At 72.1% G+C, this 14,099-nt stretch carries 9 protein-coding genes; 4 read left to right on the top strand and 5 right to left on the bottom strand.

What is annotated here, in order from left to right; translation table 11 throughout:
• Positions 1–26 precede the first annotated feature (26 nt).
• Entirely contained in the window at positions 27–779 is a 753-nt protein-coding gene (locus tag D7V80_RS06120; RefSeq protein WP_233585171.1) for a hypothetical protein, read from the top strand.
• Here the strand turns inward: D7V80_RS06120 and D7V80_RS06125 are convergent.
• A complete protein-coding gene (locus tag D7V80_RS06125; RefSeq protein ID WP_120587263.1) occupies positions 751–1,464 on the bottom strand; it encodes an HAD family phosphatase in 714 nt (237 codons plus the stop codon). The genes D7V80_RS06120 and D7V80_RS06125 overlap by 29 nt on opposite strands.
• A gap of 214 nt (positions 1,465–1,678) precedes the next feature.
• On the opposite strand from D7V80_RS06125, the gene D7V80_RS06130 reads away from it, so the two are divergent.
• From D7V80_RS06130 to D7V80_RS06140, 3 genes are all read left to right on the top strand, one after another.
• Positions 1,679–3,322 carry a sigma 54-interacting transcriptional regulator gene (locus tag D7V80_RS06130; protein WP_120587264.1) on the top strand — a complete coding sequence of 548 codons (1,644 nt, stop codon included), beginning with the start codon at positions 1,679–1,681 and terminating at the stop codon, positions 3,320–3,322.
• Between the two features lie 33 nt (positions 3,323–3,355).
• The gene (locus tag D7V80_RS06135; protein WP_120587295.1) at positions 3,356–3,715 is read left to right on the top strand and encodes a hypothetical protein; all 360 of its coding nucleotides are present in this window, start codon (positions 3,356–3,358) and stop codon (positions 3,713–3,715) included.
• A 129-nt stretch (positions 3,716–3,844) separates the two neighbouring features.
• Positions 3,845–4,219 (top strand): hypothetical protein, encoded by a 375-nt coding sequence (locus D7V80_RS06140; RefSeq protein ID WP_233585172.1) that lies wholly within the window; start codon positions 3,845–3,847, stop codon positions 4,217–4,219.
• 281 nt (positions 4,220–4,500) lie between these two features.
• On the opposite strand, the gene D7V80_RS06150 is transcribed toward D7V80_RS06140, so the two are convergent.
• The 4 genes from D7V80_RS06150 to rnk all read right to left on the bottom strand — a co-directional run bounded on the left by D7V80_RS06150 (position 4,501) and on the right by rnk (position 13,816).
• Positions 4,501–8,049, bottom strand: a complete 3,549-nt coding sequence (locus D7V80_RS06150; RefSeq protein WP_120587296.1) for a serine/threonine-protein kinase — start codon at positions 8,047–8,049, stop codon at positions 4,501–4,503.
• A 125-nt stretch (positions 8,050–8,174) separates the two neighbouring features.
• Complete coding sequence (locus tag D7V80_RS06155; RefSeq protein ID WP_120587266.1) at positions 8,175–11,399, bottom strand: DUF4215 domain-containing protein; 3,225 nt, start codon at positions 11,397–11,399, stop codon at positions 8,175–8,177.
• Between the two features lie 12 nt (positions 11,400–11,411).
• Entirely contained in the window at positions 11,412–13,181 is a 1,770-nt protein-coding gene (locus D7V80_RS06160; RefSeq protein ID WP_120587267.1) for an OmpA family protein, read from the bottom strand.
• Between the two features lie 218 nt (positions 13,182–13,399).
• On the bottom strand, positions 13,400–13,816 hold the full coding sequence (rnk, locus tag D7V80_RS06165) for a nucleoside diphosphate kinase regulator (protein ID WP_120587268.1): 417 nt from the start codon (positions 13,814–13,816) through the stop codon (positions 13,400–13,402).
• Between the last annotated feature and the right edge of the window lie 283 nt (positions 13,817–14,099).

Raw genomic sequence — 14,099 nt, forward strand, 5'->3', positions numbered from 1 at the left:
GGACTCCCGCGATGAAGCTTCGTTGGATGGCAGTGAGTGCAGGGCTCGCGGCGGCGGCCGTCGCCGTGGGTGCTTGCGGCAGTGAACCGGAGCCCGAGTGCGTCGTGGCTCGCGCCGTGTCGGACGGCTCCACCGGCTCGTTCGCCGCGTCGTACCAGCTCAAGCCCGGCCAGAACCCGGACACCGTCTGCGCGCGGCTCAAGCCGGAGCCGCTGGGGCTGCAGAAGTTCTTCAACCCGGACCCGGCCGGCCCCGACACCGTGGGCGTGCGCAGCGCGCGGCTGGGCAAGCTGATGGAGGACTTCGCGTCCCGGCTGACGGAGGACTCGAAGGCGTCCGCCACCGCGGTGGGCGCCTTCGCTTCCGCGACGCCGGGGGCGGACCACTTCTGCTCGGTGCCGGAGCTCACGCAGACGCGGCTGGAGGTGCCCGCGTCCGCGGCGCCCGACGGCGGCCTGCTGCCCGAGCAGGACTTCGCCTACTCGTGGAGCAACCTGCGCATCTACAACACGCCGGAGATTCCGGGCACGCAGTTCACCGCGGACCTCGTCTACGCGGAGAACGGCTGCAACGCCGAGTACACCGTGAAGGGCATCTGGCCGGTGGTGAAGTGCCAGAACAGCAAGACGAAGCTGCCGGACGACACGCTGTGCGACCCGTACGCGGACTACGACGCGGGACGGCTGCGCGGCTCCGGCATCAACCCGCTGTTCCCCGTGAAGTGTGACCCGGACGCGCTCATCTGCGTACTCACGGGTGAGGTGCCGTCGGCGCCGTGAGGCCGTGGCTTCCGGGACGCAGCGCCTGCGGCAGGTCCCGGAAGTCCTTCACCAGCCAGTCCGGCCGCTCGCGCACTAGGACCTCGCGCGGGAACGACGTGGCGACGGCGACACACGCCGCGCCCGCGGCCCGCGCGGCCCGCAGCCCCGCCACCGCGTCCTCGAACACCACGCACGCGTGCGGCGCGACGCCCAGCGCGGCGGAGGCCTTGAGGTACACCTCCGGATCCGGCTTGCCCCGCGACACGTCCGTGGACGTCACCCGCACGGGGAACAGGTGCTCCAGCCCCACGCGCTCCAGGGCCCGCTCCGCGTTCTCCGCCAGGGCGCTCGTGCCCAGGGCCCAGGGCACGCCCGCCTGCTTGAGGGACATCAGGTAGGCACCCACGCCGGGGACGGGAGATACCGGCTCGTGGTCGAGCAGCCGGTGGAAGGCCCGCTCCCGGTCGTCGGTGAGCGCGGCCACCTGCTCGTCGTTCAATTGCGAGCCAAACCAGGCGCGCAGCGTCTCCCCGGCCCGCCGGCCGTTGGTGGCGAGCAGCTGCTCGCGCGTGGGCACGTAGCCCCGCTCGCGGGCGAACTCGTCCCACACGCGGTAGTGCAGCTCGGTCGTGTCGATGACGACGCCATCCAGGTCGAAGAGGACGGCGTCGAAGACGGTGATGTTCGAGGTCGATGGAGTCATGGAGGTCGCGCGCTCTCTCGAAAATCCACACGGGACGCGTCACAAACCTATTCATCGGATGGGGCGCGGGCGTGGATTCCGCCCCTACCGCCAATGCCCACCTTGCGAGCAGCCGAGGGGACGGCTTCTGGCTGTTGCCAGAAGGCGTGCGAGAAGGAACGCCGCCTGCCGGGCCCCGGGGCAGCCAGCCCGTTGTAGGCTGCCTGGGAGGTCCATGCTGCCCAAGAACCCCACGGATTTCTCCACGACCGCCGTCCGCACGCAGGGCGCGCCCTCGCAGGGCGCCCAGGTGATGCCGGCGTTGACGCTCATTGGCCATGCCCAGCCCCAGCGCATCGGGGAGCGGCTGCTGCTGGACGGGTTGCTGTCCGGAGAGCGCGCGGTGGCGCTGTCCCGCAACGCGCCGGACTTCAGCCGTCCAGGCGCGGTGCTGGCGCTGCCCCTGGGGGACCCGTTCCTCAGCCGCACGCCGGTGCGCTTCGAGGCGGGGACGGACGGGAGCGTGCGGCTGCGGGTGCCGGAGGGCGGGACGCCGGTGTGGGTGGGCAGCGAGCCGGTGCGCGGCGGGCGGGAGTTTCCCGCGGAGGCGCTGGCGGCGGGCGTGCCGCTGGTGCTCGCCGGGCGCGTGGCGCTGCTGCTGCACCAGGCCACCGTGCGCGGCGCGGGTGCCCAGGCGGAGCTGGCGGCGCTGGGCATGGTGGGCGACAGCGAGGGCATCGTCCGCGTGCGCGAGGACGTGCTGCGCGTGGCCGACCTCCAGGTCCCCGTGCTGGTGCGGGGCGAGACGGGCACGGGCAAGGAGCTGGTGGCGAGAGCGCTCCACGCGCGGAGCCCGCGCCGCGCGGGCCCCTTCGTCAGCGTCAACCTGGGCGCCCTGTCGAAGGACCTCATCGCCGCGGAGCTGTTCGGCGTGGTGCGGGGCGCGTTCACCGGCGCGGCGCGCGACCGCGAGGGCTTCTTCCGCGCCGCCCACGGCGGCACGCTCTTCCTGGATGAAGTGGCGGAGGCGCCTCCGGAGGTCCAGGCGGCGCTCCTGCGCGTGCTGGAGACCCAGGAGGTCTATCCCGTGGGCGCGCAGACCCCGGTGCGCGTGGACGTGCGGCTCGTCACCGCCACGGACGCGGACCTGGAGGCGCGCATCCACGACGGCCACTTCAAGGCCCCGCTGCTGCACCGGCTGGCGGGCTTCGAAATCACCGTGCCCCCGCTGCGCGAGCGCCGCGAGGACATCGCTCCGCTGTTCCTCCACTTCGCGCGCCAGGAGCTGGAGTCCACGGGCGAGGCGGGGCGGCTGAGCTCCTCGGACGCGAGAGCGGAGCCGTGGCTGCCCGCGTCGCTTGCCGCGCGGCTGGTGCGCTCCGCGTGGCCCGGCAACGTGCGCCAGCTTCGCAACGTCGCGCGGCAGCTCGTGATTGGAAGCCGGGGGCTCCCGGGGCTGCGCGTGGATGCGCGGCTGGAGCAGTCGCTGGACGCCGACGCGCTGCCCATCCCCGGACGACCGCTGAGCGAGCACGCGCCCTCCCCTGCCTCGGAGGACACCCCCGCGCCTTCGCAGACGCGCGCACCCGCGCGGCGCAAGCCGTCGGAGGTGAGCGAGCAGGAGGTGCTGGAGGCCCTGCGCGCCTGCGCGTGGGACCTGAAGGCCACGGCGGACTGGCTGGGCATCCCGCGCTCCTCCGTGTACGTGCTCATCGACAAGAGTTCGCTCCTGCGGACCGCGCGCGACCTGAGCCCGGAGGAGATCACCCGCTGCTTCCACGAGTGCGAGGGTGACCTGGACCGCATGGTGCAGAAGCTGGAGGTCTCCCGCCGCGCGCTCCATCGCCGCGTGCGTGAGCTGGGATTGGACGCGAGCTGAGCTGGTATGGCGTCTGCAATGGCGGAGGGCACCATGCCCCCCAACACCATCACCATCGACGTCTCCACGACCCCTGTCACCTACAACCCCAGCCCCGATGTGAAGCAAGGCGACAAGGTGGTCTTCACGTTGGGCAACGCGCTCAGCGCCACCGCCACCGTGACGTTCCCCAACGGCACCTGCCTCACCACGTCTGGCCCGTACACGCTCGGGGGTCCCACGATGGCGACCGCGCCGCTGACCGTCTCCCTGACGGCGGCGCGCGGGGTCTATGCCTTCGACGTGGACTTCAACAGCGGGCAGGAGTCCCTGGCCCGCAAGGGCCACGAGTGGGACCGGAAGAACGGCGGCATCGACGTGAACAACGACCCGCCGAAGGAGCTGCTCCGGTAGGCGCCGGACACGTCAGCTCCCGGCCCCGGACGTGTCATTGACGCGTCCGGAAATGCGCGGCAGTGAAACATCCGGGCGCGTCTTCAAGACATGCATGTTGGTACAGGGGCTGCAATGCTATGCGGACCTATGGCCACCATCACAGTCGACCTCTCCACGGTTCCCATCAGCTACAACCCCGGCCCGGAAGTGAAACACGGTGACACGGTGGTGTTCTCGATGGGCAGCTACCCTGCCTCCTACACCGCAACCATCACGTTCCCCGACGGGAACTGCCTCACCGTCTCCGCCACGACCCCGTACCCGTACGAGCTCGGAGGGACCCACTCGCTGGCGACCTCTCCGCTGACCGTCTCCATGACGGCGCCGAAGCGGGTCTACGAGTTCAACGCGACCATCGACGATGGGTCGAGCACCCGGAGCGAGGACAAGGTCGGTCCGCTCGAGTTGGACCGGAAGAACGGCGGCATCGACGTGAACAACGACCCGCCGGAGACCATCTGACCGACGGACACGTCAGCCCCGGACCCTGACATGCCCTTGGCGTGTCCGGGCCCCCTGTCCCGTGTCGCGGCCGTGCAACATCCCAGCGGTCCCCCATGCCCCCTCGCCGGAGGTGAAGCACGGCGACCTGGTGGTCTTCGTGATGACCGGCTACGCGGCGGGCACCACCGCGACCGGTCGCTCCACCACGACGACTGCTTCACCGGGAGGCAGGCGGACCGGAAGAACGGCGGCATCGACGTGAACAGCGACCCGCCGGTGGAGGTCCGCCGCTGACGTCCTCAGGGCGTGGGTGCATCCACCACGCTCTCCGGGTTCGGGACACGCGGTCCGGTGCGCAGCGCCACCAGGCCGTCCCTCACCTCGCGCGCCCGGCTCCACCGGGGGCGGGCCGCCACCACCGCGTCGGCCAGCGCCAGTCCCCGCGTCAGCCCGGCCGCCGCGTCCTGCCCTTCACGGATGCGCCACCGCGCCCACGCGTCGTGGAGCTCCGCCGCCGCGAGCCGGTACTCCAGCCTGGGGTCGAGCTTCATCGCCTCCTCGAAGGCCTCCGCCGCGCGCGTGAACTCGCCGTCCGCCGCGCCGTGCCCCCGCGCCATCCAGCGCGCCCGGATGCCGGAAACCTCCGCGAGATAGCGCCAGGCATTGCCCAGGCGCGGGTTCTGCTCGCGGGCCCGGTTCAGCGCCGCCTCCGCCTTCGTCAGGTCCGCCGCCGGGTCTCTCGCCTGTGACAGCGTCCACGTCGCGTGGCGCACCCAGGCCTTGCCCAGGTTCGCCAGCAGGTCCGCGTCGTCCGGCAGCCGCTTCAGCGCCTCCGTGTAGTCCTCCACCGCGGCGCGCAGCGCGGCGCTCGGGTCCTCGCCCTTCGCGAGTTGGAGCTCCGCGCGGAAGACCTCCCACTCGCCCAGGTTGTTGAAGGCGAAGCCTTGCGTGGGCGCCAGGGTGCGGGCCTTCTCGAACGACGCCTTCGCTTCGTCGAGCAGCGCCTTCGTGTCGCCGCCCTCCTCTGCCCGCAGCTCCGCCTGCCAGAACACCGCGGAGCCCAGCGCGTTGTGGAGCGCGGGCGGCTTCGCGTTGAGCGCCAGCCCCTGCCGGTACAGCGTCAGGGCGCGCTCCAGGTCCACGCTGACGTCCTCGCCCTTCAGGTAGCGGGCTCGCGCGAGCTGCTCCGCCACCTCCGCGCCGTTGAAGCACGCGACGAAGTTGTCCGGGTTGAGGGACAGGGCCCGCGTGAGCGCGCTGTTCGCGCGGCGCAGGTCGCCCGTCGCATCCGGCGCACCCTGGGCGCCCGCCCGCTTGCGGTACGCGACGCCCAGGTTGATCCACGACAACGGCTGCTGCTCGCTCAGCTGGAGCGCCGCCTGGTACTCGGCGATGGCCTTGTCCAGCAGCGGCAGCGGATCTCCGCCGCGTGCGGCCTCCGCGTCCGCCTGCCCCTGCCAGGTCAGGCCCAGGTTGTCGTGGAACGCGAAGTCGCGGTCCTCCGGGCGCAGCTGTTCGAAGGAGTCAATCGCGAGCTTCAGCTGTCCGCTCGGGTCCTCCCCGCGCAGCTGCTGGTAGCGCGCCCACTGGCGATGCGTCAGGGCCCGCTCCAGCGGGATGCGGTCGCTCGGCGTGGCCACGGCCTCCGCGGTGCGCAGCGCGGCCAGGGACTTCTCCAGCAGCGGAGTCACGCCCTCGCCGCCCTGGTTCATCCGCTGCTGCGCGAGCCGCCGGTGGAAGCGCGCCACCAGCACCAGCGAGCGGGCATGGTCCGGCGCCGCGGCGAGCGCGTGCGACAGCGCCTCCAGGCCTCGCTCGTAGTGGGGCAGCACGTTGCCCTCGCCGTACAGCTCCATCACCAGCGCGGCCAGCTCCAGCCGCCCCAGCACCGAGTGCACCACGGGCTGGCTCTCCGCCGTGGCGACGGCGGCGGTGTACGCCTCGCGGCTCAGCGCCAGGTCCGCCTGCGAACCCGCGCGGTCCCCACCGCTCCAGCGCCGCGTGGCCCGCGCGAGCAGGATGTCGCCGCGCAAGAGCGGCGCCTCGTAGAACCACGGCGACTGCGTGCCCGGCGTGTCCAGCAGCGCCAGCGCGTCCTCCGGCCGGTCCTCGTAGAAGGCGAACAGGGCCTTCACGAACGACGGCGGCGCGGGGACATCCGGCCCTTCCGCCTGGCGCAGGTAGGCGAGCGCCGGGTCGCGGTAGCGCCCGTTGAGTTCCTTGAGCCGGGCCTCGCGCTGCGCGGGGGCGCGGCGCTCCACGTCCAGCAGCAGCTGCTCGCGGTACAGGTGGCCCAGCGTCTGCGCCAGCGCCCAGGCCACGCGGGGCTCGCGGTAGCCGTGGGCCCACGCGGACTCCAGCTTCCCGCGCGCGCCGTCCAGGTCGTCCAGCGCGAACAGGGCGCGGCCCAGCGCGTACTCGCCGGGGCCCACCGCCTGCGCACCCGCGCGGGAAATCTCCTGCTCCAGCGCGGCCATGCTCGCGCGCAGCGCCTCGCGGTCCTTGCGCGTGTCGTGCAGGCGCGACAGGGCGGAGTAGCGCGCCGAGGACTCGATGCGCTCCACGCGCTCGGTGAAGGAGCGGGCCAGCCGCTCGCGCTCGGCCACCTCGCCGCGCGCGAGCTGCGCCTGCGTGAGCGCGCCGGCCACCACCGCCACCACCGTGCCGCCCAGCGCCAGCGCCGCGCGGTGCTTGCGGACCTTCTTGCCCAGCCAGTAGCGCGCGCCGTGGCGGGCCCGCACCGGCTCGCCGGCCAGGAAGCGCTCCAGGTCGTCCGTGAAGGAGCGCACGGAGTCGTAGCGGAGCGGCCGCTCCTTCTCCAGGCACTTGAGGACCACCGCCTCCAGGTCCTCCGGGATGTCCGGCTCCAGCGCGCGCGGACGCGGCGGCGGCTCCGCCTGGAGCTTCGCGAGCACCTCCTTCTCCGTGCCGCCGGTGAAGGGAGGCTGCCCGGTGAGCAGCGCATACAATGTCGCGCCCAGCGCGTAGACGTCCGCGCGGCGGTCCAGGCGGTGGCCCTCGCCGCGGGCCTGCTCGGGCGGCATGTAGTGCGGCGTGCCCAGCACCGCGTTCGGGGTGGTGCTGTCCTCACGCCAGTCCCGCGCCAGGCCGAAGTCCATCACGAACGGGTTGAAGCCTCCGTCCTCCGTGCGCTCCACCAGGATGTTGCCGGGCTTCAGGTCGCGGTGGACCAGCCCCACGCGGTGCGCGGCGTGCACGCCCTCCGCGGCCTGGCACAGCACCCAGACGCGCTGCTCCAGCGTGAGCGAGTTGGAGAGCTGCCCCAGCGACGGGCCCTCCACGTAGCGCATGGCGATGAAGGCGTGCCCGCGCACCTCGCCCACCTCGTAGACCTCGCACACGCGCTCGTGGCGCACGCGGGCCTGGGCGCGGGCCTCCGACAGGAAGCGGCGGGCCAGCTCCGGGTCCCCGTCGCGCACGAACTTGAGGGCCACGTTGCGGCGCAACAGCGGGTCATAGGCCAGGAACACCTGCCCCATGCCGCCCTGCCCCAGGAAGCGCACGGGCTCGTAGCGGTCCCAGCCGGGCACCGGAAAGGAGGGCACGCCCTCCACGGCCAGCGAGGACGGAACCGCCGTGCCCAGCGTGGCGGCCTCCTGGACGGGGACTTCCCCCCGGTCCGTGCAGCCGCGAGCCAGGTCCTGCCGCAAGAGGTCCAGGGTGTCCTCCGTCAGCCGGCCCCGTTCCATCAGCAGTTCCAGGGGCCCGCGGTGCAGGCGGAGGGCCTCCTCGCGCAGGGTGGCCGCCTCCTCGGAGGACAGCAGCCCCTCGTCCAGCGCGAGCAGGACCTCCTCCTCGTAAGACTGTTGCGGACCTGCCCCGGGCACGGACGAAGCATACGGGGAAGGCCGGGGGACGCGGGAGCGCCGCCGGAAGGGCGCCAAGAAGGGGAGCGAGGGGGCGCTCCCAGGAAGGGGGAAGGCCGGCCCCTCCGGCGGGCTCCGCGAGGCTGCTATGCGGCGCGGCGCTGACGGCGGCGCAGCCCCGGCACTCCCATCAGGCCCAGCAGGGCCAGCCAGGAGGCATCCGGCGCGGTGCTGCACCCGCCGCCCGCGAAGGCGCGCGTGCTCACCACCGTCCAGGTGTACTCCGCGGGGGTCTCATCCGCGTTGCCGCTGCCATCCACCGCGCGGACGCGCAGGACATGGTCCCCGCTGCCGACGGTGTAGCTGTCGCGGCACGGGCCCCAGGCGCCACCGTCGAGGCTGCACTCGAACGTGGAGCCCTCTTCCGTGGAGGCGTACTCGAAATCCGCCGTGCGGTTGGAGGTGGTCGGCTCCGGGCCCTTCACGATGGAGGTGTCCGGGGCCTGGTTGTCCGCAACCACGCTGTCCACCACGAAGGGAACCGCGGTGGACGGAGGGCTGGTGACGCCCGCGGGCGATTGGGCCGTGGCCGTCACCGTGTGCGGGCCGTCCGTCAGGGGCGCCGTGGGGATGCAGCTCCAGTTGCCGGCCGCGTCCACGGTGGCGGTGCAGAGGACGGTGGTGCCCTCGCGCACCGTCACCGTCGCGCCGGGCTCGCCGGTGCCGGTGATGGCGGGCGTGCCGGTGGTCACCGTGCTGTTCGCCTCGGGGCCGGTGATGACCGGGGCCGAGACCTCGGTGTCCACGATGAAGGGGACGGCGGTGGACGGGAAGCTGGGGCTGCTCGTGGGCGTCTGGGCCGTGGCCGTCACGGTGTGCGGGCCGTCCACCAGGGGCGTCGTGGGCGTGCAGGTCCAGTTGCGGCTCGCGTCGACGGTGGCCGTGCAGACCACGGTGGTGCCCTCACGCACCGTCACCGTCGCGCCGGGCTCACCGGTGCCGGAGATGGGGGGCGTGCCGGTGGTCACCGTGCTGTTCGCCGCGGGGCCGGTGATGACCGGGGCCGGCGTCACGGGCCCGGGCTCCTCCGCCACGCACTTCTGGGAGACCGGGTCGCAGTACGCCTCGCAGACGTTGGACGCGTTGCACGTCTGGCCCACCTCCAGCAGGCAGCGCGGCGAGCAGGTGTCGCCGCCCACCAGGTTGCCGTCGTCGCACACCTCTGTGCCCGCGCGGACGCCGTCGCCGCACGTGGTGCCGCAGACGCTGGGCGCGCCGTTGCAGCTGTAGCCCGGCTCCTCGGCGCAGGTGGCGCTGCAGCCGTCGCCGCTGGCGGCGTTGCCGTCGTCACACTGCTCACCGGCCTCCCGCGTGCCGTTGCCGCAGGTGTTGAGGCACGCGGTGCCAGGGACGGGGCAGCTGTAGCCCGGCTCCACGGTGCAGGTGGCGTTGCAGCCGTCGCCCGCCACCGTATTGCCGTCGTCGCACGCCTCGGCGCCCGCGCGGATGCCGTCGCCGCAAATGGTGGCGCAGGTGCTGGGCTGGCCCGAGCAGCTCCAGCCCGTCTCCACGCGGCAGCCACTGGAGCAGCCGTCGCCGGAGTCCTCGTCCGCGTCATCGCAGGTCTCGTTCGGATCCACGGCGCCGTTGCCGCACGTCTGGGCGCACACGGAGGGGCCGTTGGACGGCGTGGAGCAGGCGTAGCCGTCCTCCACGCGGCACTCGGTGGCGCAGCCGTCACCGGAGGCCAGGTTGCCGTCGTCGCACTGCTCGCCCGGGTCCACGTTGCCGTTGCCGCACGTCTTCGCGCAGGGCTGGCCCGGCGTGGCGCACGCGTAGCCCAGCTCCAGGGTGCAGGCGTTGGAGCAGCCGTCGTTCAGGTTCGTGTTGCCGTCGTCGCACAGCTCACCGGCGTTGATGACGCCGTTGCCGCACAGCGGGGCGCAGACGGACGGGGCGCCGTTGCAGGAGTAGCCCGTCTCGATGCGGCACGCCGCGGAGCAGCCGTCGGAGCTGAACACGTTGCTGTCGTCGCACTGCTCACCCTCGTTGATGACGCCGTTGCCGCAGGAGGCCACGCAGGCCTGACCCGGCGCGGGGCAGGCGTAGCCGTCCTCCACGCGGCAGCTGGCGTTGCAGCCGTCGTTGGCGGCGGTGTTGCCGTCGTCGCACTGCTCGCCGGGGTTCAGGTTGCCGTTGCCGCACGTCTTCGCGCAGGTGCTGGGCGCGCCGGCGCAGCCGTAGCCGGGCTCGATGCCGCAGGTGGAGTTGCAGCCGTCGTTGTTGGTGGTGTTGCCGTCGTCGCACTCCTCGCGCGGGGAGATGGCGCCGTCACCGCAGCGGTCGTCGTAGGCGTCCACGAAGAGGTAGCGGAAGGCATTCGGCTCGTTGCCGTCGTTCTCGTTGCACAGCTCGATGCGGTTGAGGCCCGGGCGCCAGGCCGCGCTGGTGCCGAACTCGCGGAAGATGTTCTTCTGCCAGGCCTGGCCGGCCGGGTTGTTCACGATGACGGGCGTGATGGCCACGCCGTTCACCCTCGCGCCGTCGAACTCGTTGTCATTGAAGGTGGCCAGGCGCAGGCGGAACTGCGCGATGTTGGTCGTCGAGGGGATGAGGAAGTCCTGGTACACGCACGTCCGCGCGCCCTGGGCCGCCATGAAGCGCGCGGTCTGCATCTCCAGCGGCCAGTCGTTCGCGTCGCGGATGCCGGTGGTCGCGCCGGTGGTGGTGCCGGCGTAGAACCAGTGCGGATCCACCGCGCCCGTGGGCAGGCGGCGGTTCTGCGCGTCCACGCCGGTGTTGAACACCGCCACGCCCGCCTTCACGCAGCGGCTGGGGCTGCCCGCGCAGGCGAAGCCGGGCTCCACCTCGCACTGGCGGCTGCAGCCGTCGCCTTCGAAGCGGTTGCCGTCGTCGCAGACCTCCTGCGCGTAGGACGGGTACGGCCGGTTGTCGAACACGCCGTTGCCACACAGCGACAAATCACACGTCGCCGAACAGCCGTTGCTTCCGCTGGTGGTGTCGCCGTCGTCGCACAGCTCGCCGGTGTTCACCACGTTGTTGCCGCACAGGCTGGCCAGCGAACACGCGCTGCCGGGCACGTTGCACAGGTAGCCCGCCTCCACGGTGCCGGTGGACGAACAGCCGTCCCCGCTCACCGTGTTGCCGTCGTCGCACTGCTCGCCGGGCTGGAGCCGGCCGTCACCCACGAGCTCGGAGGACTGGCTCGTGAGGACGGGTTCGGAGGTGGAGGTCGCCGACTCGCAGCCGGCGAGGAGGAACAGCGAACACAGGGCCAGCATGTGCAGGCCCGTGCGCAGGGCCATGCGGGGTGAATCTCCCCGGAGGGAATGCATCAGGGTCTTGAGCATGAACGGTCTGCCTTACTTCCGAAGGGTGTCGGGGGAAGAGGAGGAGGCCGGCGCCGTCTGCACGCCATCTGCCTCTCCGACGATCTTGAACTCGACGCGGCGGTTCTTCGCGCGGCCGTCCGCCTTCGCGTTGTCCGCGATGGGCTGCGTGGGCCCGTAGCCCTTCGCCTCCAACCGCTCGCGCTGCACGCCCTTGCTCACGAGGTACTCCACCACCGCCTCGGCGCGCCGCTGGGACAGGTCCATGTTGTAGTCGGCCTTGCCGGTGTCGTCGGTGTGGCCCTCCACGCGCACCTTCTCGATGTCCGGGTGGGACACGAGGATGGCCGCGACCTTGTCGAGCACCGCGTTGCTGCGCTTCTGGATGACGGCCTGGTTGTTCTCGAAGAACACGGCCTCCATGATGCGGATGCTGCCGGAGTCGATGCGCGCGACAGGCGCCTCCTTGCAGCCGCCGTTGGCCTCGGTGCCCGGGTCATCAGGGCAGTTGTCCAGGCGGTCCACGATGCCGTCGCCGTCGCGGTCGGGCTCCACGTCCGGGCAGCCGTCCTTGTCCTTGTAGCGGTTGAACGTCTCCGGCTCCTTGGGGCACTGGTCCTTGGAGTCCACGATGCCGTCCCCGTCGGAGTCAGGGTCGTCCGGGCAGCCGTCCTCGTCCTCGAAGCCGTTCTTGTTCTCCGCCTGCGTGGGGCACTTGTCCGCCAGGTTGGGGATGCCGTCCTGGTCGTCGTCCTTGTCCGGGCAGCCCTGGAGCTGCGCCAGGCCGGCCGTCGTCGGGCACTGGTCGTCGCTGTTCTTCACGCCGTCGCCGTCGGCATCCAGATCGGGACACTCGGCGGCCACGTGGGGCTGGCCCGCGATACAGACGGGGCCCTTGGGCGCGGGCGGCGTGCCGAAGGACACACCGGCGAGCACGCGGAAACGCGGCGTGCCCGGCGTCTGGCCAAAACCCGGGCCACCCATGACGTACACCTCGGTGCCGTCACCGGTGGGGACGCGCAGGCCCAGGAGCGCTTCCAGCGAGCTGGGCGAGTCCTGGGTGGGGACGGTGCCGCGCAGGATGACCTCTTCGCGCAGGCCCCAGAGGGCAGCGGACAGGTTGACGCCGCCGTTGAGCTCCACGCCCATCTCGTCGAGATAAGGCTGCGTCTGCGGCGTCAGCGCGTACGTCTTCGTGCGCACGAGCGCGCCGACGTCCGCGCCCACGCGGAAGGTGCCGCCCAGCTGCTTGCCGGCGCCCAGGCGCGGGGAGAAGGTGAAGCCCTCGTCGCGGGTGAGGGCGGCCTTGTTGCCCAGGGGCAGGGCCGCGCCCAGGTGCAGCCCCAGGTCCAGCGGTCCGCCCCGGCTCTCGGAGAGGAAGCCCACGCGGGCCTGGACCCACGGCGTGCCGAGCGCGCTGGTGGTGGGACGGGACACGCCATTCGACGCGGTCTCCGGGCTCCACTGGGCGACGATGGGCACCTGCGCGCCCAATTCCAGCCAGTTCGTGAGGGAGTACGCCGCGCTGACATGCGCCGTCACGCGGCTGGAGATGATGTCGGCCTGCCGCTCGCCGTTCTCCACCAGGACGAGGGGCCGGTTCTCGTAATGCGCCGTCAACCCGATGCGGAACTGGCCCGCGGGGAGCAGGTCAGCGGTGGACAGCACGAGGCTGTCGCGCATGGCGGGGTTGAGCTGCAGGCGCTCCAGTTCGATGCCCGGAATGGTGCTCTGGGCCTGGGCGCTGAAGGCGCAGAGGACAGCCAGCCCTCCGAGCCGCAGGTGATGCCTTCGTGCGAACAAGCGTTCCTCCACATGCACACGCAGGCGTGAGAGGGCCCGCGGCCCTTCGCCAGGCGAGGGGTACGCAGGCGATTGCACGCCAGGGGCCAGGAGGTGTCAGGAAAACAACTTCCAACAATCGCGCGGGGATGCGGCGGGGCCGGCATTCCCCGGGCGGGCATGACGCGTCAGCGAGGAACGCGGACACGGCGCTGACGCGTCATGGGAGGACGCGGGGCCTACAGGTGGAAGTGGCCCGCGGCCTCCGGCTGGTAGGGCACGGCGACGATGCGCAGGCGGCGGGTGCGGCCTTGGGGGAGGGGCCACTCCACGGTCTGGCCCACGGACAGGCCCAGGAGGGCGCTGCCCACGGGGGCGAGGATGGAGATGCGGCCGGCGTCGCTGTTGGCGTCCTTGGGATAGACGAGCGTGACTTCGCGCGTCTCGCCGGCCTCCCCGTCTTCATAGACGACGGTGCTGTTCATGGTGACGACGTCGGGGGGAATGGAGGCGGAGGACGTGACGACGGCGCGGGCCAGCTCGGACTCCAGCTGCTCCACGAGCTCGGCGTTGCGGGCGTTGCCGTACTGTTCGACGACGCGCTCCAGGCGCTGGAGGTCGGTGTCGGTGACGATGAGGGGGTGGTCGTGGGTCATGGCGATTGCCTCCGGTGGGAAGGGGGATGGGGACGACACACACCTGGAAAGGTGGGCGTGCGTGGCGCGAAGGTTCAGTGGGGGTGGAGCGGACGCCGTCCGTCGTGAGCTACGCGAGACGGGCGGCGTGGGTGACAAGCCAGGCGGTGGCTCGGCCGTGCGCGGGCAGCGTCCGGCGCACGGAAATCCGGCGCGGAGCACGCTGCAGGCAGGCTGTGAGCGAAACCGTCATCTGACGAGGGACCCGGGGGTTGCGGCTGCGGTGAAGTGCTGAATGTAGCCG

The sequence above is a fragment of the Corallococcus sp. CA054B genome (assembly GCF_003611625.1).
Classification (GTDB): Bacteria; Myxococcota; Myxococcia; order Myxococcales; family Myxococcaceae; genus Corallococcus; species Corallococcus coralloides.